The 22,387-nt window shown below is 40.4% G+C and carries 17 protein-coding genes; 3 read left to right on the forward strand and 14 right to left on the reverse strand.

From position 1 onward, the window contains the following. Positions 1 to 5: 5 nt before the first annotated feature. Together MHH60_RS17075 and MHH60_RS17080 are read right to left on the reverse strand one after the other, a co-directional pair. Positions 6 to 1,925, reverse strand: a complete 1,920-nt coding sequence (locus tag MHH60_RS17075) for a response regulator receiver domain (protein ID WP_076136885.1) — start codon at positions 1,923 to 1,925, stop codon at positions 6 to 8. Positions 1,926 to 1,928: 3 nt separating this feature from the next. Further along, complete coding sequence (locus MHH60_RS17080) at positions 1,929 to 5,057, reverse strand: sensor histidine kinase (protein WP_076136887.1); 3,129 nt, start codon at positions 5,055 to 5,057, stop codon at positions 1,929 to 1,931. A gap of 251 nt (positions 5,058 to 5,308) precedes the next feature. Here MHH60_RS17080 and MHH60_RS17085 point away from each other — a divergent pair, with 251 nt between their 5' ends. Further along, positions 5,309 to 6,478 (forward strand): DNA cytosine methyltransferase, encoded by a 1,170-nt coding sequence (locus MHH60_RS17085; protein ID WP_076136888.1) that lies wholly within the window; start codon positions 5,309 to 5,311, stop codon positions 6,476 to 6,478. Positions 6,479 to 6,899: 421 nt separating this feature from the next. Here the strand turns inward: MHH60_RS17085 and MHH60_RS17090 are convergent, their stop codons facing one another. From MHH60_RS17090 to MHH60_RS17120, 7 genes are all read right to left on the reverse strand, one after another. Beyond that, on the reverse strand, positions 6,900 to 7,523 hold the full coding sequence (locus MHH60_RS17090; protein ID WP_076136890.1) for a hypothetical protein: 624 nt from the start codon (positions 7,521 to 7,523) through the stop codon (positions 6,900 to 6,902). Between the two features lie 418 nt (positions 7,524 to 7,941). Then, entirely contained in the window at positions 7,942 to 8,265 is a 324-nt protein-coding gene (locus MHH60_RS17095) for a hypothetical protein (RefSeq protein ID WP_256715179.1), read from the reverse strand. Further along, a complete protein-coding gene (locus MHH60_RS17100) occupies positions 8,262 to 8,432 on the reverse strand; it encodes a hypothetical protein (protein ID WP_179088926.1) in 171 nt (56 codons plus the stop codon). Before MHH60_RS17100 ends, MHH60_RS17095 begins: the two co-directional genes overlap by 4 nt. Before the next feature lie 315 nt (positions 8,433 to 8,747). Then, the gene (gene scfB / locus MHH60_RS17105) at positions 8,748 to 10,142 is read right to left on the reverse strand and encodes a thioether cross-link-forming SCIFF peptide maturase (protein WP_076136891.1); all 1,395 of its coding nucleotides are present in this window, start codon (positions 10,140 to 10,142) and stop codon (positions 8,748 to 8,750) included. Between the two features lie 122 nt (positions 10,143 to 10,264). Next, a complete protein-coding gene (scfA, locus tag MHH60_RS17110; RefSeq protein ID WP_076098734.1) occupies positions 10,265 to 10,414 on the reverse strand; it encodes a six-cysteine ranthipeptide SCIFF in 150 nt (49 codons plus the stop codon). A 318-nt stretch (positions 10,415 to 10,732) separates the two neighbouring features. Further along, complete coding sequence (locus MHH60_RS17115) at positions 10,733 to 11,515, reverse strand: response regulator transcription factor (protein ID WP_036684791.1); 783 nt, start codon at positions 11,513 to 11,515, stop codon at positions 10,733 to 10,735. Continuing rightward, entirely contained in the window at positions 11,490 to 13,076 is a 1,587-nt protein-coding gene (locus tag MHH60_RS17120) for a histidine kinase (RefSeq protein ID WP_076136893.1), read from the reverse strand. Before MHH60_RS17120 ends, MHH60_RS17115 begins: the two co-directional genes overlap by 26 nt. A gap of 272 nt (positions 13,077 to 13,348) precedes the next feature. Between MHH60_RS17120 and MHH60_RS17125 the strand changes: the two genes are divergently transcribed. Next, positions 13,349 to 15,139 carry a flavocytochrome c gene (locus MHH60_RS17125; protein WP_076136894.1) on the forward strand — a complete coding sequence of 597 codons (1,791 nt, stop codon included), beginning with the start codon at positions 13,349 to 13,351 and terminating at the stop codon, positions 15,137 to 15,139. Positions 15,140 to 15,398: 259 nt separating this feature from the next. Here the strand turns inward: MHH60_RS17125 and rlmD are convergent, their stop codons facing one another. From rlmD to MHH60_RS17145, 4 genes are all read right to left on the reverse strand, one after another. After that, positions 15,399 to 16,967 carry a 23S rRNA (uracil(1939)-C(5))-methyltransferase RlmD gene (rlmD, locus tag MHH60_RS17130; protein WP_076136896.1) on the reverse strand — a complete coding sequence of 523 codons (1,569 nt, stop codon included), beginning with the start codon at positions 16,965 to 16,967 and terminating at the stop codon, positions 15,399 to 15,401. Between the two features lie 64 nt (positions 16,968 to 17,031). Continuing rightward, positions 17,032 to 17,922 (reverse strand): diacylglycerol kinase, encoded by an 891-nt coding sequence (locus MHH60_RS17135; protein ID WP_036680719.1) that lies wholly within the window; start codon positions 17,920 to 17,922, stop codon positions 17,032 to 17,034. A gap of 230 nt (positions 17,923 to 18,152) precedes the next feature. Continuing rightward, positions 18,153 to 18,923: a sirohydrochlorin chelatase gene (locus MHH60_RS17140; protein WP_076104152.1), complete on the reverse strand. Its 771-nt coding sequence runs from the start codon at positions 18,921 to 18,923 to the stop codon at positions 18,153 to 18,155. A 3-nt stretch (positions 18,924 to 18,926) separates the two neighbouring features. After that, on the reverse strand, positions 18,927 to 19,217 hold the full coding sequence (locus MHH60_RS17145) for a YerC/YecD family TrpR-related protein (protein ID WP_019913624.1): 291 nt from the start codon (positions 19,215 to 19,217) through the stop codon (positions 18,927 to 18,929). Positions 19,218 to 19,646: 429 nt separating this feature from the next. On the opposite strand from MHH60_RS17145, the gene MHH60_RS17150 reads away from it, so the two are divergent. Beyond that, positions 19,647 to 20,207 carry a hypothetical protein gene (locus MHH60_RS17150; RefSeq protein ID WP_038568686.1) on the forward strand — a complete coding sequence of 187 codons (561 nt, stop codon included), beginning with the start codon at positions 19,647 to 19,649 and terminating at the stop codon, positions 20,205 to 20,207. An 83-nt stretch (positions 20,208 to 20,290) separates the two neighbouring features. Here MHH60_RS17150 and corA read toward each other — a convergent pair whose 3' ends face one another. Beyond that, entirely contained in the window at positions 20,291 to 21,250 is a 960-nt protein-coding gene (gene corA / locus MHH60_RS17155) for a magnesium/cobalt transporter CorA (protein ID WP_076136897.1), read from the reverse strand. Positions 21,251 to 22,387: the final 1,137 nt, after the last annotated feature.

Raw genomic sequence — 22,387 nt, forward strand, 5'->3', positions numbered from 1 at the left:
AGATTTTATTCGAGAGCGCTAGGAAAAACAAAGAAGTTCCTCATACTAGAATCCTTTTTAAAAAATAATTCATCTACACCTGAGCGCGAATGATAAGCTAAATAGGAGTTTATTATTTGTTGACAGTATGATTGCTCAAATCTATAAGGTCTCTTATAACTTTTATACTGCTCAAAATTATTCTTGATATCAATCACTTCCGTCTTATAAAATTCCCATTTAATACACAATAACTCTAAATTTTCAGGATTAGGCAATACCGAAAGGTGTTGCCCCTCTTTTAATTGTTGGAACTCTGAATCCTTTTTTATGATAGAGCCTCGAATAAACTTCAAATGATGCATAACTTTTTCAGCAGGATTAAATGCATCACAACTTGGACTTATACAAATAAGTGCTTCTGTATCATTTTTAAATAAAATATCACCAGATGAGAAGAAGTTAATTAGTTCATTATCATTAAGTTTTGCGACGTTTTCAATTGAGCTTTCGTCATAAGGTACGACCTTCATAATCTCAACAAGTTCTCTAACTGAACGCTTAATATTCGGTGCGGTCGCATTGGAAGATAAGAGGAATGCAAACAAGACAGGTATTAAGGGATTCAAAACCTCACTAACTTCTCTTTTATATTTATTTTTATGCATAACTATAATGTCATTTTTTGTTTCTTTTTTTAGTTTTTCTAATTCTTCAATTAGGCTTCTTTTCATCTTTTTCTCTGATTTAATGCTAAGGACATCATTAATAACCATTGTATTAATTTCTTTAAATGGTTTATTCCTATTAAGATCTATTGTATCCAAGGCATTTAAATACTCTCGCCATCTATCCGCTGAGATCTCCTTTAATAAGCCTATATTATCAATATTTCTTTTGCCGTTTGTCCCACTGTTATGCAATTTGCAAATTTCTACAATATAATTTTTTATTAAACTTAATAAATCTTCATTAGATTTATCAAGTAGTTTACTAACTTCTCTCTTCCAATTTAGAATTATACCCTCTAATATTTCAGAATTCACATAAGTTGTCTTATTAAAATGATTTGAAATCATTTTCGAAACTATCTGTGCATAGTCATTCTGAGAAAAGCCTGATGAGCAAAGTTGTAAAATGAGTGCATTGTCAAATGGATAGGAAAATCTTTGTAGAATTAGGGCTGTTTGATCATTCATTTTATTAATTGAATCAAAAAAGCCAAACACAAAATACCCATAATTTGAAATAATTTGATCAGTAAATGTTTCCATGATTCCTTTAGCATTAAAAGTTTCTTTATTGCAAACTAATAAAAATGCATTTTCTAATTTCACCAAATAGTATTCCCCCGACTCACTCTTTATTTGCTCAGGGGGCGAATTTGGATATTTTCCATGTAAGCTATCTCTAGCTTTTTCTGGCGATCTAGTATAAACAACTATCATCTTCATTCTATTTTTTTTATTGAGGGATTTCTCTAATAATCTTAAGGTTACTTCTCCACCTTTTGAGTCTAATTCCCAATCAAGAATCGTTAAGTGAGAAGTTTCAATTAATTTAACAGCTAAATCAACAGAATCTTCAGATTCAAAATAAAAAGGACTTGCTTTACAACCAAGCTGTTGAAACTCATACAAAAGACTAAACGCCTTAGAATAATCCTGAGCTCCTATAGCATTTGTCTGTCTTATTCTGTCCTCTCCTGTGTTGTTTATTTGGTCAGCAACCTCTTCCCTATCTTTTATTGTTCTAGTTGGTGGCAAACGCCGATACGGAACTGAAGAATCTTCTCTCGTTTTTTCCACACTACTTGCTTGTTCGACTGCTGTTTGGTTTATAGGCAAAAAATTATTAGGATTTATTAAGGCGTCATCAATATATACAATATCGCTAAAATACTTTAATGCAATTTCTCTTACGCTGTCAGTTATTATTGTAGTCATTCTTTAAATCCCCACTTTATCATCATTGTTAAGAGTAATTTTAAAACAAGCCCCATTAAGCCGCTTTTGAGTAGCATCAGTTATTACAAGTATTTCATTTTTTTGAGATTCGAGAACTTTTTTCACTATAGTCAAACCTAATCCCCTACCCTCAGGCCGTCCAGAATAAAATGGTGTGAATATTTTTTGCACGACTCGCGCTGATATGCCGGGTCCGCTATCTTCAATATATATAGCGTTCTCTATTTTATCGAAATGAAATAAAATAACTTTTTCCTCTTGATTTAAAACCCAATAAATTGCATTATCTATAAGATTCGAAAATACAGGATACATTTTTGATGGTGAAAGAATTAATTTAATATCATCTTCTATTTCATTTATTATTTTTATATTATTTTTTATAATTCTTGATTCAAAAAATGTAAGCATATCTTCAACCATATCATAAATATTTATTGGTCTCTTTCTAAGATTAAAACTTCTATACATCGGTGACAATTGTGTATGTCTAGCAGAAATTGCTTTAAATCCTGTTTCTATTTGTTCAACCCAATACTTTTCTGAGCTTCCCGAGATACCCTTAAGATTCTTAATTGCATCATTGACATTAGTGAACAATTGATTAAACTCATGATTAACTATTTCAGCCGCCATTCCTATATTTGCAAGATCAGAATAAACTTCATTTTCTTTTTCTAGAGATGCAACTTTCTCAGATAAAGCACTTATTAGAAGAGTGTCCTCATTATCTCCTATATTCTTTTCATTTAACTCTTTAACAATCTGATTCAACCCTTCGTTAACCAAATTATTCAATTGATTATCTATCATTGATTCCGAATATGATTTGCGAAGAATGGATTCAACATTATTAATCTCTTCTTCTAATGACCTTGCATATCTCTTCAATTCACTAGGTACGATTAGACGAAGTTCATCTAACAAATGTAAGGAATTCTCAAGTTTTCTGTTTAGTTCACTTTTTTGAATACTCTCTTTTTTTATTATTTTCCCTTTAGAGTCAGTCAATGTTTGATTAAAAGAAGATAAATGAATAAGTTCGCTTTTCTTACGGTTAATCTTTTTGTCCAAGTACTCAGCAAGCTCTCGATCTTTGGAGGATAATACATTTCTCAAATACTCAATTCTCGATTTCGTAAATGATTCATATTTATCAAAATCTTGTTCCAAATAGCTAGAAACTGATTTTTGCCATTTATCTAATTTGAAATTGTATTGTTTTTCTAATATTCCATAGCTTTCATCGGTTAATTTTATTAAATGAGTACAATAATCTTCAACCTCAGCGTTATGAATATATATTTGTTCCAAAAATTCCGGATCTATATAGCTTAGAAATCTAGGGTTAATACTAACTTTTAAATTTCTTTTTTTCTCTTCAAAGCTTTTTATGTAATGATCATATTTGTGTTTTAACTCCGTTCGACTTTTTGTCAATAATTTATATTTTAATTCCATAGGTACATTATCAAAGCTAATCTCAATTTTCTTATCTCTATCGTTAATAAATTGCTTTGTTTTTAATTTATACTCATTTTTCAATCTTGAAATCTCTTTTTTCGCCACTGTTTCTTCTTTTTTTATAGCTTCAATTTCTATTTTCTTTTTCTCAAATTCAATGTTATTTTTGGCTTTATAGGTCTCTCTAAGCTTCTTTGATTCATTTCTAGAATCAGAAACAAATTCAAATGCTATTTTAACTAAGAGATTTTGTAATGTTTTAATAAAATAATGATACTCCTCATTTTCTAATAATCCCTCTCTACTTGACTTATCTTCAAGTTTCGGGTTACGTTCAGAATCTAATAAAATTCTTCCAAACATATTTCTATGACTAAATAGATATGCACCAGCGTTTTTAGAACGCCGCATTTCTAGATTTAGAAAATCATTTTCAAGCTCACCATACGGAAGAACTCGTACGTCATCTCTGAAAACCATTATCCCTCCGGAATTATCAAGTCGAACTTCTATTTTCTCCCTATCTTCTTCACTAATTGAACTATTTTTTTTGATCATTTCCACGTGACAAAGTTCCAATTCAAAAGGACCGCAATCTTTTTCCTGCCAGTTTGCTATTCCATTAGTAACCTCAATACCGTTTTTCAAAATCTGATTACATTCTTCTAAGACAGTTTCATCTGCAGTCGGAGAATGGATCATCCCATAGAATTTACCTTTGTTTATAGTTCCTTTTATTTTTAAATCATATATTTCATAGAGCTCTTCATTAAATCCATTACTAAATTCTATTGTTTTATTATCCACATAAAAATGAACATCAAAGTCTTTTGTCACATCTTTAAATGTGTCTATAAATGAACCTAATTTAGTTCTCTTAGTTTTAGAAATCACATCTGAATCTTCATTTAATGTATCAAATATATCATTCCAACGTTGTCTTAAATTTTTCACAATAATAATTGTACCCTGACCTATATCATTTAGAAGTTGTACAATAGAATCAAGATGATCTATAGGGAGTTTAAAGTCATTAATTTGAAACTCGATTCTGTTGAATAAATCTTGAATAGTTTTATTATTAATATCATTTTTTTCAAACCAACCATTTAATTTAAGATTCTCTTTCTGTGCATCTATCAAACTTTGAATATTATCTTGTGAAAGTACATCCTCTCTGCTTTCATTCAAAACTACAGGAATTGATACATCGTCAAGAAATAGATTAGTATTTTCAAATACATTCCAATTTAAAAATAGAGTACTCCAGTTATTATCTAAAGCCTTAGTAAACATCAAGAGTTCTTCTCCTAATGCAGCTGAAGCAAGTCTGCCAATTCCTTTCTCCCCCATTAATTTTCTACCTTTTTTTCTAGAGCGTTGAAGGTGTTTCTCCTTTTTTTTAGAGTCAGTACCAATAACAAGCCACTTATTAAGAAGCTCACTCTCAGTCATTCCCTGGCCGTCATCATATATAATTAGATATGGAGAATCCTCATTTAGAGTAAAATCTACCACTACCATTTCAGCGTCAGCATCGTATGAATTTTTCATTAATTCAATTAAAGCAGTGATATCATCCCTAATTTGCTTTCGACCTAATAATTCGACGGCTCTGGCTTTAGTTCTAAACTTATTTAATGTCATATTGCACAGCAGCCTCCCTATTTGTTAATGAAAACATTAGGCCATTAAGCCTATTTTCCACTTTATTCTAACATCTAACTTATAGTTTAGAAATAATAAATAAGTTATTTTTGTCCAATCTTGTAATATATGATTAATGATCAACAATTAGTATTGAGATTATTTGTTTAATTTCACAGTAGCTCTTTTCATAAAGACATTGTTTCTATAAAATAATAAGTTATACGGAAATATATTTGGAGGTTTACGATTTGAAATTCTCAGCAATTGATTTATTTTCTGGAGCAGGCGGCGTTTCTGAAGCATCTAAGGACCTATTTGAAATTAAGTGTGCAGTAGAATATGACCCTATCATTGCAAGTACATATACACTAAATCACGGGAAAGAACATTTAATTATAAAAGATATAAAAAAAATTAAAAAAAAACAATGGAAAGCTATTAAGAAGAAACAGTTAAATAACCAAACTCTTGATTTGCTTATTGCTACTCCACCATGTCAAGGATTTTCAAGACATAATAGAAAAAAAAGTATAAATAACTCTGACGAAAGAAACAAACTCACACTTGAAATTATCCGAGTAACAAATTTATTTGAACCAGAGTTTATTTTTTTTGAGAATGTTGATAACATATTGAACTATAGAATATTTCATATTTTTCTTGAATTACTTACAAATCTGGATTCTTTAGGTAATAAAAAGGATATTAGAAGACCTTCATATCATCTAAGATTCGAAGTGATAGACGCTGTTAATTATGGAGTCCCCCAACGTAGAAAGAGACTTATTTTGATCGGCAAAAAGATTTCTACTTTTCCAAATTCAGAAGCAAGTATCATTTACTCCTCAAAAGGTATTCCTTCTATTAAGGTGCCTTTGAATATTTGGCCGGCAAAGATAACTACTCCCAAACTGGGTGATTATTTAAGTTTTTATAATCTTGCGCCTCTTGCAGCGGGAGCTATAGATCCGATTGATAAGCTTCATAAATGTAGAAACCTTTCACAAACTAATTTGAAACGTATTCAGAATACCCCTAAAAACGGAGGTAGCAGATCTGATTGGCCTTCTAACTTAGAACTTGGATTAGAATGTCATACGAAAGAGAATGTAAACTTCGGCGATGTTTATGGGAGAATGAATTTTAATGATTATGCTCCTACTATTACATGTGGCTGCTTGGCCTATACTAAAGGTAGATTTGGTCATCCTGAACAAAATCGAGCTATCAGTATGAGAGAAGCTGCACTTATTCAAACCTTTCCAATAGATTATAAGTTCACCGGAAAATTAGGGGGGGGAGCAAATGAGGGATCGAGTGAAAATATAGCTACACAAATAGGCAATGCAGTGCCAGTTAAACTTGCTCTGACTTTTCTTGAAGAGTTCTATCATCAACTTCAAATTTTGAAACAGTAGACGTCTGAAGTAACAGTAGTTTAATAAAAATTAATCGAACACAACAACAGAGTGTTAATTAAAAATAAATATTCTTTGTTAATGAATTGAGACATTCATTAACATCCGACATCCAACAACCTATAAATATCATAACTCTGATTACATTTTGTAATTAGATAATCAGCTATATATTTGAATTTCAATACTCAAATACAAAGAATGTAAACACTACTTTTATTAGGAAAGTGGCTACATTCTTTTAACTTTACTATCAATAATTTCATTATAATGATGAAGATTTTCTTCTCTCTTAACTTCACCACAATTCTTGCATTCATTTTATCAAGAATCTTGCCTTAATAAGCATAGAATCCCCCATCTTTAGAGCTAGGATAATAAAAGTGAATAACTACAATGATTTTTGATCATCGCCTAGAAGTTAATTAAGAGAGAGGTTTCTCTTGATGAAGTATTTGGTTTTCTTTATTTTTTTACCTGATTCAAAAGGAAGCTTTTCTATAATATAATCCAAAGCTTCTGTTCCAATCGTTTGAATCAAGGCTGTGTTTCTCAAATCGGCTGTTTCAATCTTTATCCTTGAAGTTCTAATTATATCTTCCATAAATGTTCTTACTGAATAGATGGCTTCATCTTTAACAGCTGAGTCTAACCAGATTGAAAATGTATTAGTAAAATCGAATTCTCCATTCACAGCATTAATAATTATTAATTCAGTTTCACCTTTATACTTCCATTTGGTTTGACGCTCTAATTCATCAATAAATATGCAGAACATTTTATCACTGTATGACCAATTAACCCCGTCTACTTTACAAATATTCTGTTCATCTGGATAGTGCCCATACCAATATGCACCATACCCAGGCAAAAAGAAGTCAATATATTTTCCAGACCTATGATAAAAATAGTTAATGTCACATAAAATTTGTTCTTTAACAAATTGAATATTCGGTCTTGCAATCAATATTCCAATGGCTTTAACTGACTCTTGATACTCCTTTATGTTATTTCTAATATCATTTAACGTAAATGCATGATTCACAAAAACACTCCCTTGTGCGCTGTTTATAACTTTATATCATTAGTATAAATATCTCGTTTATTTTAGAATAGCTCACATAAAAGGAATTAAAAATATTTTTCATCAATGACAAACATTGCATGACCTTTACTCCGTGACTCTTTTCATTCAAATTGTGTTGCCTCTAATATCAAGATAAGTCTGTCATTATTCACATCCAAAAAACTCACGGGTATAGCAAGTCCTGTAGAAGAGTCGGAGACACTTAATACTTTCACTTCATCATTTATGCTTAAACTCGGCATATCCATTTTATCAACTCTATAAAAAGAGTCATTATTATAATGTATTTCTGTAATGTTATAGAGTGGTGCTTCTAGTTCATATTGACAAACAGGATAGTGTTCAAATCCTTTTGATGAAAAGGAATCTTTATTGATTATAATTTCATCACCAATAACGTTTTGCCTATTGAATATTCTGAAGCATCATTGTAAGAATTCGCAAATCCTAAAAGGTTTTCAACTTTCCAAGTTCCATAGAAGAACTTCTCAGTTTCACTATCCAAATCCTTACTCCCTACAAAAGGTTCAGATGTATTACTTGGAATAAGATTATTTTCTTTTCCGGCATGCATTGATGGTTCAATCGTAGGGATATTCTTTGCAATTCCATCATCTTGATTTTTTAATACCGATAAATTACTACATCCAACCAAATAGGCAGACAATATAGTCACGATAAGAAATATTTTAACCCTCATGATTCATCCTCCAAACACCTGTTCATTTTCATCTCATTCTCAAATACTTCTGGAAATTTCACTGGCGTATCTCCCGACGGCATATAGGTTTTGATTAGCGTCAAATAATCGAACTGTGTAGCAAAGCCTTCGTTCTGAAAATTGTATAACTTCAACACTTCCCCCAAATCGCCCCTCCCGAAGCTGTCGATTTCATTATGAGTGGTTAACAACGCGGCCATTCCTTTTCAAACAGCTCATTATAACTATACTAAAACACGGCTAGCAATGTTCTCAACTGCTAAAACAACGATATACCAACCTATCGCACGGAATTTATTCCATAGATTCATATTAAAAGACGATCAGTAATCTGCAATTTGCAGAAACTGATCGTCTCTCTTGTCTTACAGTCCTTCTTCTCCGTACAAAAAAACCGAGAAAGAGCACTTTATTTAAAAGTGTCTATTTCTCGGTTATGGTTTATTGATACGTTATTTTAATTAGTTAGGTTGTTCTTCCATCGCTCTAATGGATTCATCCACCTTTACCATCATGGAACATTCGACTCTTTTGCGGAAGACGTCACAGCTGAAGTCATAGGTTCCGACCAAGGAACCCGTCGCGTGCAGTGCATTGGCAGGACAACCACCGCTGCAGTAGAGTTTCGCCCAGCAGTCCTTGCATTCCGGCTTCGAGTAGCAGTTGCTCTCTTTAAATTGACATTGCAGCTCTGGCTTTGTGATGCCATCCCAGAGGTTCCCCATGCTATACTCTTCATCCCCTACGAACTGGTGGCAAGGAAAAAGCTCTCCCCAAGGGGTGACAGCAAGATATTCGGTTCCCGAACCACAGCCAGTGATTCTCTTCTGGATGCAAGGTCCTTCCGAGAGGTCAAGCATGTAATGATAAAAGGTAAACCCCTTGCCTTGTTCACCGCGACCGATCATTTCCTTGGCAAGAATTTCGTACTGGTTGTATATCTCCGGGAGATCCTCCTCGGTAAGTGCATAGGGTTCCTTTGGATCACAGATGACTGGTTCCATAGAGATTTTGTCAAAACCAAGGTCTGCGATATGAAATATATCGTTGGTGAAATCGACATTGTTACGAGTGTAAGTTCCCCGTACATAGTACTCTTGGTCTCCGCGCTTTCGAACGAATTCCTGGAACTTCGGAAGAATATGATCGTAGCTGCCTTTTCCGTTAACCGTTTGGCGAAGCCGGTCATGAACCTCTTTTCTTCCATCCAGGCTTAATACGACATTGTACATTTCCTGATTTAAAAACTCGGTGACCTCATCGTTCAGCAGCATCCCGTTCGTCGTGAAGGTGAAGCGGAACTTCTTTTTGTATTCTTGTTCTTTGCTTCTTGCATAAGCTACGATCTGTTTAACTACTTTCCAGGCCAAAAGCGGCTCGCCGCCGAAAAAGTCGATGTCCAGGTTGCGATGATGACCCGAATTTTCAAGCAGGTAATCGATAGCTTTTTGTCCAACCTCATAGCTCATGATCGCTCGATCTCCGTTGTATTTCCCTTGGCTGGCGAAGCAATAGTCGCATGATAGATTACAGGTATGCGCAACATTAAGACAGAGCGCCTTAACATAAGTTTTTCGTTTTTTTAAATCAAGCGAGAGGTTCTCATACTCATCTTTTGTAAAGAGCTGTCCATCATTTATAAGCTCCTCGATATCCACGATGGTTTCTCGAATGTCACTCTCAGAAATGGTGGAATCATGCTTATATTTCTCCAACATCATTGTCACGATTTGGTCGACAGAAGTTTTCTCATAAAGCGCTATAATTTCATATGCTAGGTCATCAACAACATGTACTGAGCCGCTGTAAGTGTCGAGCACGATATTGTATCCATTTAGTTTATATTGATGAATCATACTTGCTAATCAAGCTCCTTTTGCACACAAGTAGAAACGGCTTTGCCTTCCTTTAGAGGTAGCATCCATTTCTTAAAAATAGCCGCCCATCAGCAGAGCAATGGGCGGTAAAATTCCGAATCCTATCTGTTCATTGCATTTTCACACTTCTGGTTTGCAACGCCGCAGGAAGTTTTACAAGCGGACTGGCAAGAGGTCTGGCATGCGCCGCATCCGCCGTGTTTTGCGGTATCCATCAGTTTGCGTGTGCTCAGTGTTACAATTCTTTTCACGATAAAATAACTCCTTCTGTAATTTCTTGTGATCACTTTCACTTAATTTCCATGGAACATCGTAGCAACATCACGCAAGTACGTCTATGATTCCCGTCACCCAGCAGAGTAGAGAGGGCTTAAACATAAGTATCAACGTTAATTTTCGTGCAGTCGTTTATGCTTGTGATCATAGGATTCGGTAGCGGTAACCAGAGTCAGTGCAATACTAAAAAAGTGAAACAAAAAAGAGACGGCAATGATGCCATCTCTTCAATAACGATTTTTTCTCATACTTGTCCATCTATGGCATGCAGCAGAGGGACGAGAATAGCCCTCCTATCCATAACCGAACGGATGCTTTTTGTACTCTAAGGGGCTTGAGCCGACTCTATTTTTAAACACACGACTAAAATAGTACTGGCTCTTATACCCTACCTTCACGGCCAGATCCCCGATTTTGATATTCGGCATTACGTCATCCAGAATCTCCTTCGCCTTCGATATCCGAAGCTCGGTGACATAGTCAAGGAATGAAGCACCGATTTCTTGCTTCATACGCTTGCTAAGATAGGTTTGGTTGATATGAAATAGTGCTGCTACTCGAGTAATAGACAGCTCCGGATCCTGATAATGACTGTCAATATACTCGGTCACTTTTTGGATAAGCACTGTTCCATCCCCTGTATACCCGGGAAGCTCCCGCTCCTTATCCACCCTGCCTTCATGTGAATGCAAAGGATATTTTACCTGAAGATGCTCATCGATCCGATGAAGCAGCTTGTTCAGATCACTCTTCGGCACAGGTTTCAATACATAATCGAATGCTTGCAGTTGCACGGCTTGACGCGCATATTCAAAGTTATCGTACCCGCTGATGATGACAACCAGAACCGACGGGCAGCGTTCGCGCAATATATTCATCAGATCGAGCCCATTCATATTCGGCATGTTGATGTCCACAAGACATACATGTGGTGGGGCTTCCTCCACCATATTCAATGCTTCGTTTGCACTTTTCGCTTCTCCTGCAACCTCAAAAAGATACGGACTCTCCTCAATGTATTGTCGCAAGCCTTTGCGAATGATCGTTTCATCATCGACGATGACAATCTTCCACATCTTCATTCCACTCCCCGTCCAAAGGTATTCGAATGACCATAACGGTAATGCCATCTTCACTCTTTACTGCAAGGCCATATGGCACCCCGTAAGCTAGTCGAATGCGATGGTTTACACTGTATAGCCCAAAGCCTGTGGCAGAACGATCATATTTATCATCAATTAGGGCTTGATTTATCTGTTCAAGCTTCTCTTCAGGAATCATAACCCCATTATTTACAACCTTAATGACCAAATAATCTACCTGTTTATATGCTGTGATCGAAATTTTGCACTTTTGATCCCCAAGTGGCTTAATCCCGTGATAAATCGCATTTTCCACCAAAGGCTGCAGCATGAAGCGAACGACTTGGCACTGAGCAAGCTTTTCATCATATCGTAGCTCGTAGTCCAGAATCTCCTCATATCGCACACCTTGAATATGAAGATAACTCTCGACATGGTACAACTCCTGATCAAGTAGAATGTAGGGACTGCCTGTGCCAAGCCCTAATCGGAAATACGCGCTAAGCGCTTCCACCATCTCCACCACATTGTCTGCTCCATGTTCCGTTGCCATCCACTGGATCGTATCCAATGTGTTGTATAAAAAGTGCGGCTTGATCTGCTCATGAATCAGTCTGAGTTCCATCTCCTTTCGGTCCTGCTCCACAGCGTATAATTGAACAAGCATGTCATTGAAGCTTCGTCCAAGATCGCCGATCTCATCCGAGCGCGTAACATCTGCTCGTATGGTTTGGTTGCCGTTCTGCACATTTTCCATTACCTGGCGAAGCGACTGAATTGGACGAATAATGGAAGAAGCAAGCAGCATCAGAAAGACGATAAACGCACTACCGATAAGAACGCCTACCAGCAATGCAGTCCGCTGGGTTTTGATCACCGCGAGCGATAGACTTGAATTCGGTACTTTGAGTACTAACTTCCAGCCCTCCACATTTTGAATTGGAGCCTCAAACACACTCATGTTCTTCTTATCTGCTGCATCCTCCGCTCCATCTCCTTCACCCAGCTCTCTGCAATCGACGATAAGCTGGCCTGACTGGTCATATAGCATTACATCTTGAGCAATCTCCCTCATCTTCTTGACGGAGACGGCTGCGGCAATATAAGCTACCTCATCATTCACCGATGGATTCACGCGATAAAGAATGACGACGATTTCGGCTGCATTCGCTTTGGATACGATCGGATTGCTCACCACATAATTGGAATCTGAATTCAGCAGTTTTCGATAGTAGGGTCGGTTTAGTATCGAAAAAGGCTTGTCCCTTGCTGACCAGGAATTTCCGTGAATATCCACCACGCGTATGGATTCGTACTCTACTTTCTTCTTCGCCTCGAACTTATCGAACTCTTGCAGCAATTCATCTCGTGTCCACTGATGGTCCGAAGCTAGAGAAGCAAGCATGTCTATCTCTCCAATGCGCTGATTAAACCAATAATCAATCTGGTCGCTGCGTGCAGTAACCACTTGCTGCGTTAAGTTCTTATTCAAAGGGACAACCGTATGGTTCATCTCCAAATATATTGTTACAAGCAATGCAACGAACAGCAGCAAGAAGCAGCCTCCTGCGATTAACGTAATTTTTAAGTGAATTGATTTCATTGTAATCATAGCCCTTCACAATATCCGTTTCTTACATGCCCGAAAAAGACAAAAAAACACTAATCTGTGCAAATACATAATGCTGTACTAAATCTATAATAAGTCTTGTGCATATTTTCACATGAAATAACATTCATGTCTAGGCTAGAGATAAAGGATTTGCCTAGCAAATCTTCCTCTCCCTAGTGTATGTAACCAATCCACAACAGAATGAAGGAGATATTATGCGAACTCACACGAAAAAGCTGTTATCTATTCTACTAGTCCTCAGTCTTATGTTCACGCTTGCTGCTTGCGGCAGTAAAGATGCAGAGCCCGCTTCAGATGCAAACGGAGTTCAAGTCTTTGAAGGAGTTGGGCAAGGTAAACATGGCGATATTAAAGTACAAGTCTCCTTATTAGATAACAAGATCACTGACATTAAAGTGACAGAGCATAAGGAAAATGAAGTACTTGCAGAACCTGTTTATACGCAGCTCAAGCAAGATGTCATGGCAACTAACAGCGCAAAAGTTGATGCCATTAGCGGATCTACAGTTACAAGCAAAGGATATCTCGAAGCCATTCAAGATGCAATTACGAAGTCTGGACTTACCCTTGTCGCTGGCGCTGCAGTCAGTGGAAGCAAAGACAAAGAAGAAGTCGAGCAAACCTATGATGTTGTCGTCATCGGTGCCGGGGGTGCTGGCTTTAGTGCGGCTATCGAAGCGAAGAGCGCTGGAGCTAATGTAGTTCTGCTCGAGAAAATGCCAGCTGTTGGCGGCAACACATTGATTTCCGGTGGTGAGATGAATGCGCCTGACAACTGGGTTGAACGTGCTCTTGGCATCACAGATGACACGGCTGACTTGTTCTATAATGATACGATGAAAGGCGGAGACAACCTCGGGGATCCAAAGATGGTTCGTATTCTTGCCGACAATGCTCTAGCATCTGCCGAATGGCTGCGCGATGATATCAAGGTAGAGTTCTTGCCTGATCATCTGTTCCAATTTGGAGGCCATTCCAGAAAACGTGCGTTGATTCCTGTAGGTCATACAGGTGTTGAATTGATTACTAAGTTAAAAGCCAAAACAGACGCTGATCAAATCACGATCAAAACGAATATGAAAGCCGAAACCTTGCTGAAGGACGAAAGCGGCAAAGTAACAGGTGTAACTGCGACTTCGGGTACTGGCGACAAGATCACATTCCATGCGAACAAAGGCGTCATCATCGCTACCGGTGGTTTTGGATCCAATGTAGAGATGCGTAAGAAGTATAACCCTACAATGGATGAAAAATATATGACTACCGATACACCAGGATCTACAGGTGACGGTATCGTTATGGCAGAAACGATTGGCGCCAAACTGACAAACATGGAGAGTATTCAAACGTATCCAATCTGTAATCCTGAGACAGGTGTTATTTCCCTGGTTGCAGACTCCCGCTTCGATGGTGCGATCCTGATTAACCAAGAAGGCAAGCGCTTCGTTGAGGAATTAGAACGTCGTGACGTTATTTCTAAAGCAATTCTTGCCCAAACGGGTGGATATACGTATCAATTATGGAATCAAGGCATTGAGGATATTGGTAAAACGATCGAAGTTCATCAAGACGAATACGATCAACTCGTTAAACAAGGCTTGCTCTTTAAAGCCGATACGATTGAAGAGGCGGCTGATTTTTTCAAAATTGACGTGAACACTTTGAAAGAAACGATTAATAAAGTAAATGATTATGCGAAAACAGGTAAAGACCTTGATTTCAAACATCGCGGAGGATTGAAATCTCTTGAAAAAGGCCCTTACTACATCGAAAAAGCTGTACCCTCCGTTCACCATACAATGGGCGGCTTGGTGATCGACGAGAAGACTCGCGTATTGAATGAAAAAGGCGAGGTCATCCCTGGGCTGTTCGCTGCAGGTGAAGTAACAGGGGTCATTCATGGTGCAAACCGTCTTGGCGGTAATGCCATCGCTGATATCTTCACATTCGGCCGGATTGCAGGCAAACAAGTTGTAGCAGAGTAATTTTGTGTAACTGCTCTATTAATAAGTTAGCCTTAAAAACGTGCAAGATAACTTGTAGAGTGCCGGTTGACTGCTAACTTTCATGCTGCCCTCTATGACATAGCAAACCGCCCTGTTAGCAACATTGCGAACAGGGCGGTTTATTTATGGTGGAGCCTAGGGGCTACGCTCGTCTAACTCGCGGCTCTTTTATAGTTCTCTGTTAGTGGAATTAAAATTGCCCATTTCTTTTCTGGTACTATCACTAAAACTATAGCAATTATTTAGTGTCTACTTGACAAGGGTTCCTCACCAACACTGCCACCGACTCCACATGCACCGTATGCGGGAACATATCCACCGGAGTTACCTCCACTGTCTTGTATCCGCCATCTTCGAGCACCCGCAAGTCTCTTGCTAGTGTCGATGGATTACACGACACATACACCACACGCTCCGGCTTCATTGCAAGGATCGTTTCAAGTAACCGCGGGTCGCAGCCCTTCCGCGGTGGATCGACCACGATAACATCCGCCGTAATCCCTTGCTCTTTCCAATTCGGAATGACATCTTCAGAGGCACCAACCTCGAACACTACATTCTTCATCTCATTTAACTTCGCATTCGCCCGGGCATCCTCAATAGCTTCCGGTACAATCTCCACACCATATACCTTAGCTGCATGCTGCGCCAGGAAGAGGGAGATCGTACCGATGCCGCAATAGGCATCGATAACCGTTTCATTGCCAGTCAGTCCGGCATATTCAACGGTTTTACCGTACAGCACTTCGGTCTGTGCCGGGTTCACTTGATAGAACGAACGCGCTGAGATAGCGAACTGTACATCGCCGATGTAGTCATAGATAACATCTCTGCCCCACAGGACGCGGGTTTCGCCACCGAAGATGACATTCGTACGCTGAGTGTTGACGTTCTGGCAGATGCTGACTACATCCGGTAGCTGTTCGCGGATGCTGCCGATCCAGGCGTCCAGGTGTGGGATGTCGCGGCCGTTGGTTACAAGAACGACCATCATTTCACCGGTGCGAAAAGCTTTCTTCACGACGACATGGCGCAGCAGGCCGCGGCCGGTTTCTTCACTATAAGCAGAGATGCCAAGTTCTCTGCCGATATCTTTCACCTTGCGCACAACGTCATCATTATCTTCATGCTGAATCAAGCAGGTTTCCATATCGATGATACGGTGACTTCCGCGTGCGTAGAAGCCGCCCACAAGGCCGCCTTCTGTTACGCCAATCGGCACCTGAGCCTTGTTGCGATAGCGCCAAGGCTCGTCCATGCCGAGTGTAGGGCGGACAAAAATCCCATCCGAGTGAGCCACTCCAGCGCCATCAGTCGTACCATCCGCGATGCCAACATCGTTGGCACTGTCCGTCTGACTTCTACCAGCTTCATTCTCTTTGCTCTTTCCGCTGTTCCCGCCACCAGCCACCCGAAGCTTCCCAATCCGCTCCAGGTTGTCCACCACCAGTTGCCGTTTCCACGCCAGCTGTGCGGTGTAGTCCATATGCTGCAGCTGGCAGCCGCCGCATTGGTCATAGATCTCGCAAGGCGCCGCGATGCGGGCGCTGCTCGCTTCTACTATATTCAGCAGTTTGGCGTAGCCATACTGCTTTTTGGTCTTGAGCACCCTTGCCCAGACTTTCTCTCCGGGAAGGGCTCCCTGCACAAAAAGGGTAAAGCCTTCTACGCGGCCTACCCCTTCACCTTCATGGGTCATGCCGATAATATCGAGCATAACCTCATCATTTTTATTCACAGGCAGTCCGGCGACAGGCGCCTTGCCGGCTGGGCGGCTGGTGCTGCGTCCACTGCGGTGTTTACTCATTATTTATTGTTCACTTCTTTCATTATCATCACTGTATAATCCCACACTCTTACTTTCAAATAACCTAATTATTCTGAGCAAAAATCCGCAGATGCTGCGGCAAAATCCGAAAACGACCCGGCAGCTCTCCGCCAAGTTCTCCATCCAAGTTCAATTGGACATGCCCTGGAGAAATTACATCCATTGCATCCGTACGGAAATACACAACCTTTTTATCCTGCAAATGCTCGCCACGAAGGGCCAATCTAACCAAACGGACAAACTCTGCCAGGTTGCATTTTTTAACCGCAATAACATCTAACAGACCGTCATCGATTCGAGCGCCGGGAGCAAGCTTTTCAAAGCCGCCGACAGAATTCGTATTTGCAATCAGGAACAGCATGAACTCATCATGAATAACCTCCTGCCCATTGGCACGAATGATTAGTTCCTGAGGAGATAGGCTGACCATTTTTTCAATACCTTTTAAATAGTACGCAAGCTGTCCTATCATGGTCTTCAGCTTACTGGGAACTTCATAGGTCAGTTCGGTTAGACTGCCACCGCCTGCTATATTAATGAAATAACGATCATTGGCTTTACCGATATCAATCGGACGCGACTCTTGACGAAGGATCAAATCAACGGAATCTTCCCAATTCTTCGGAATCCCCATCGCACGTGCAAAATCATTGGTAGTCCCAAGCGGCAATACGCCAAGCGGGGGGAGATTAGGTTTCTCCGCCATACCATTGATAACCTCATTTAAAGTGCCATCCCCACCGGCTGCTATGATTAGATCATAACCGCGCTCTACTGCATCCGCAGCAGCTAACATAGCATCGCCTTCTCCGGTCGTTGCATGGCAGGAGGCTTCAATGCCACCCGTATCCAGCCGGTCCAAAATGTCGGCGAGCCGCTTCTTCATTTCTTCCCGTCCAGAAGTGGGATTATAAATCAATCTCGCAGTTTTCATTACCGGAACGCCACCTGTTTTTTATAATAGAATAACCTAATTGATTATACCTAATTCGGACCACTACAATCAATGTCAGAGGACATTAATCGTAAATATTCCATTATACAACAATTCACGACACCTTATTAGGCAAAAACAACTATATATATGTCTATGCAGCAAATCCCGTATTATCCACGGAAATGGGCACTATTTTTCATGATTAAGTGGACTAAAAAGGAAGCTTTTTAACTCTTTTTTCGAATCTGTTCGAGGAGTGTCTCTACCTGTCTCTCAATCCAATGCGGAAGAAGCGGATGCGGCAAAAGCGTCTGGCCAGAATACTTATAGGTTAACCCTTTAAGTCTGTTCGGAACCACATGTTTAGTGAAATAACCTTCACTCAAAAAAAGCGGCGCCACCAACACCTCGTGACCCTGCTCCTGCCAATACTCCACTTTGCTTCTTACACTGTCCGGATTCAGCAGACCGTAATCGGCCGCCGCTACGCCGCTCACCTCACGTACACGTCCTGCCAGTGAAGAGATACCCTGCTGCCAACGCTGGCGGAAGCCCTCATAGATGCTGCCATGACCCACCAGCAGAATTGTCTCACGTTCAGGTTCCGTAGACAGCTTACGAAGCTTGTCCCAGATCATCACAGCGATGTCCGGGTCATCGTCGACAGGATAACCATAGTGAACCTTAGCCTTCACGTGGAACGGCTCTAAATCGGTCTCACGTTCAGGTTCAGGTTTAGCCCCAAGTGCATATTCTATTTCATCGACATGTGTGCTTCCCGAGGAAACGAACAATGGGATCACAATTATATCTGTGACCCCTGCATGTTCCAGTTCATTTATTCCATCTTGAATCAGACGGCCCTCTACCAGCTCTAAAAAAGAGACCACCACTGGCATCTCTTCATCTAGCGATAATTCGCTTACGGCCTCTTCCACGATCGACACCCAAACCTCGTCGCGGGAGCCGTGACTGATAATAAGTACGCCCGGTACCATAAATTAGCGTCCCAAACGTTCCAGCGTTAATTTATAACCATCATTTCCGTAGTTCAAGCAACGTTTTACACGGGAAATAGTAGCTGTACTTGCTCCTGTCTCTGCTTCGATCTGATTGTAGGTCGAGCCTTTGCCGAGCATACGCGCTACTTCCAGTCGTTGCGACAGCGATTGAATCTCGTTCACGGTGCACAAGTCATCAAAGAAAACATAACATTCTTCCATATTCTTTAATGTTAAAATGGCTTCAAATAATTGGTCTATACTTTTATCATTTAACTTCTTAAGTTGCATCAATTTTTCATCCCCTAAAAGTTCTATCAGCATTAGTTTCTCTGATTAAGCTCCGTACAAAACTAGCTCCGGAAACATCAACCTAATGTCACTATCCTGCCTTTACTATATTGCACTGGAGCGCATTTTTCAAGCATTAACGATTTCACGCTGTAAAGAACGAAAATGATGGACAAACGTCCACCCCACGCGCACACCATTTATGTACCCCAATACAAGTATTTTTCTCTACATAAGAATTATCGCCTACACTATAGTACTACAAAAGCGCCGAAAATCAAGCTCGTACACGGTTTCTTCACTACTTTAGCCTGTTTATAGGCATACGCCCTTTTCCGCTCCTATCCCTATTACCCGGGCATTCGTCTATACCGTATGTTCGCCCATGACATACAGTATAGCAGACCACTAACAAAGGAATGTGATATTATGCCTGATCATTACTATAATCATTCCCGCCGGAATCAGCGTTCACTGAGCGATTCGTATAATGCCTCTGCCTACCCTGGCCTCAGTTCATATGCGCCCTCAGCTCTCCCAGGTGAGACCGGAATCCTTCCTGCTTTAGGAGCAGAAGCTGCCACCGAAACTGCGCTGGCGCTCCCTGCAGCTGAAGCTGCAACAAAGGCAAGCGGCGGGCTTGCCGGACTGCTCAGCGGCTTAGGAGGCGGTGGCGGAATTGGTGGGAATATGGAGCAAATCAAAGGTATCATCGATCGTATGGGCGGCATTGACGGGATCGTAAACTCTATGGGTAAAGTACAAAAGGTGATGTCCGGCTTCCAGCAGATGGCTCCAATGGTTAAGCTGTTCATGGGTAGCTTCGGTAAAAACAAAGGCGCAGCAGGCGCACTAGCCGCCGAAGAGGATGCCGCCCTGTACAGTCCTAATCGCCGCAAAAAAAAGCGTTCCACCTCACCCCGTCGCAAATCTACTACAACTACTCGCCGGCGCTCTACTTCTTCCACCGGAAAACGTCGCCGCAAATAGCGGTGACGTTTTCTAGCTATGCACCAGAAAAACAGCAATTCTCGCGGGAAAGAGATTTGCTGTTGGCGCTTTCTGCTCTATTCTTACTTAAACCAGCCACTCCGTCGGAACCATCGGAACATCCCAAAACCAACTACCAGCATAAACAGCAGCACACCAAAATAACCATACTTCCACTCTAGTTCAGGCATCTTCACAAAGTTCATCCCGTAGATCCCGGCGATAAGCGTCAGCGGCATGAATACGGTCGTGATTACCGTTAGTGTTTTCATAATCGAATTCATCCGGTTGGAATTGAGTGAAATGTAGCTGTCACGCAAATCCGCGGTCATTTCCCGATCAGCCTCAATCATATCGGAGAGCTTTAGCAGATGATCATAAATGTCGCCAAAATAAATCCGTTCCTCGCCGTTGCTCTGGACATGCTGTGAATTCACGATCCGGTACATCAAATCGCGCATTGGCACAATCGTCCGCCGCATTTTGAGCAGCCTTCCGCGCACGCCAAACACTTGGCTCATCAATTCCTCCACCGACTCACTGCTACCGCTGCTCTCCAGATCCGCAAGCTCGTCCTCTAAACTGTAGAGACATGGAAAATATTTATCCACCAGCTTGTCCATCACCGTATACGCAGCTGCCATCGGCCCACCCGACCAGCCTTTTCGACTATGTATTTCGCTCTTCACTTGTTCCCACGCTTCATTCATCTCTGCTTTTTCCTGATGGTGATAGGAGACAAGAAAGTTCGCGCTTAAAAATAGGTCAACCTCCTCAGCATCCAACGTCCGCTCATTCAGCGCATGCAGCACAAAAAACTGCACATTCTCGTAATGATCCAGCTTCGGCCGCTGCAATACATGCATACAGTCCTCTATCGCCAAGGGGTGAAAATGAAAATATTGATCCAGCAAAAGCGTTTCTTCTGGCGTAGGCGTAGCAAAATCTGCCCATATCCAAGCATAATCCTCCAGCCGGATATTTTGCAGAGGGATCTCTGTCAGCACCTCACCTTTATGTGTGACAACAAGTGTACGTATCATAAATGTTCCTCCGCTTCATCTTCTTCCACGCCTCTATTGTACAGCAAGAAGACAAGTCTTCCAAAAAGCAAAAAACATAGCCAGCAGCACCGCTCAAGCTAGACTAAGAAACATTTGGTGCTACGTCGTTCGTTAATGCTCGATTCATTTGTGTAAGGTTGGTTGCGCTGGGGGCGAGCTGTCCTTATTCTCTGCTGTCGGTATCGGGTTTATGAGTGAGATGAATTCATAGCTGTGAATTACTATCGCTATTTTTACTAATTAGTTGGTGAAAAAGTGCTCATTAGGGATGGTAAATAACCCTTCGATCGTAAGCAGACTGAACTTGAATTCGTAAAAGGTTGAATCCATCGCCTAGCGTTCATTTACCGTAAGTAACATATGTTTTACTTTGGGCTGGTAGTAGATTTGTGGGATTGGGATGCAATCCTTGCATCGGAACTGTGAAGTTCCGGGCAGGAATTGTGAATATATCGGTACTCATTGGCGGCAGAAAAGCAGGGAGAAAGGAAGAGGTTGGGTTGGGTTGGGTTGGGTTGGGTTGGGTTGGACTGGGTTCCGTTGAAATGTGTTACGCGGGGCTGGACTGAGTTAATTTGGGCTGCGTTGAGTTAGTTGGATCTAGGTTACTTTACAATGGACTGGATTTAGGTGCGCAGGGTTCCTTTGAAATGTGTTACGTGGGGCTGGGTTGAGTTAATTTGGGCTGCGTTGAGTTAGTTGGATCTAGGTTACTTTTCAATGAGCTGGATTTAGGTGCGCAGGGTTCCGTTGAAATGTGTTACGTTGGACTGTGCTGATTTAATTTGTGCTAGGTTACGTTACGATGAACTGGATTTAGGTGCGCAGGGTTCCGTTGAAATGTGTTACGTGGGGCTAGGCTGAGTTAATTTGGGCTAGGTTACTTTGTGCAGAGTTGGACTTCGGTGCGCTGGATTTTTGCTGAAATAAGGTAAGTTGGACTGGGCTAGGCTAGGTTACGTTACGATGAACTGGATAAAGACGCGCTGGGTTCCCTTGAAATGTGTTAAGTTGGGCTGGTCCAACTTCATACAATTCAGGTTCCGTCATTCTAAGACATATATGCCCTTCTTTCTGCTTCTTCGACGCTAGTTCACCAATTCTAAGGCATTTATG

Origin of the sequence: Paenibacillus sp. FSL H7-0716 (assembly GCF_038002705.1) — a bacterium.
Taxonomy (GTDB): Bacteria; Bacillota; Bacilli; order Paenibacillales; family Paenibacillaceae; genus Paenibacillus_AQ; species Paenibacillus_AQ odorifer.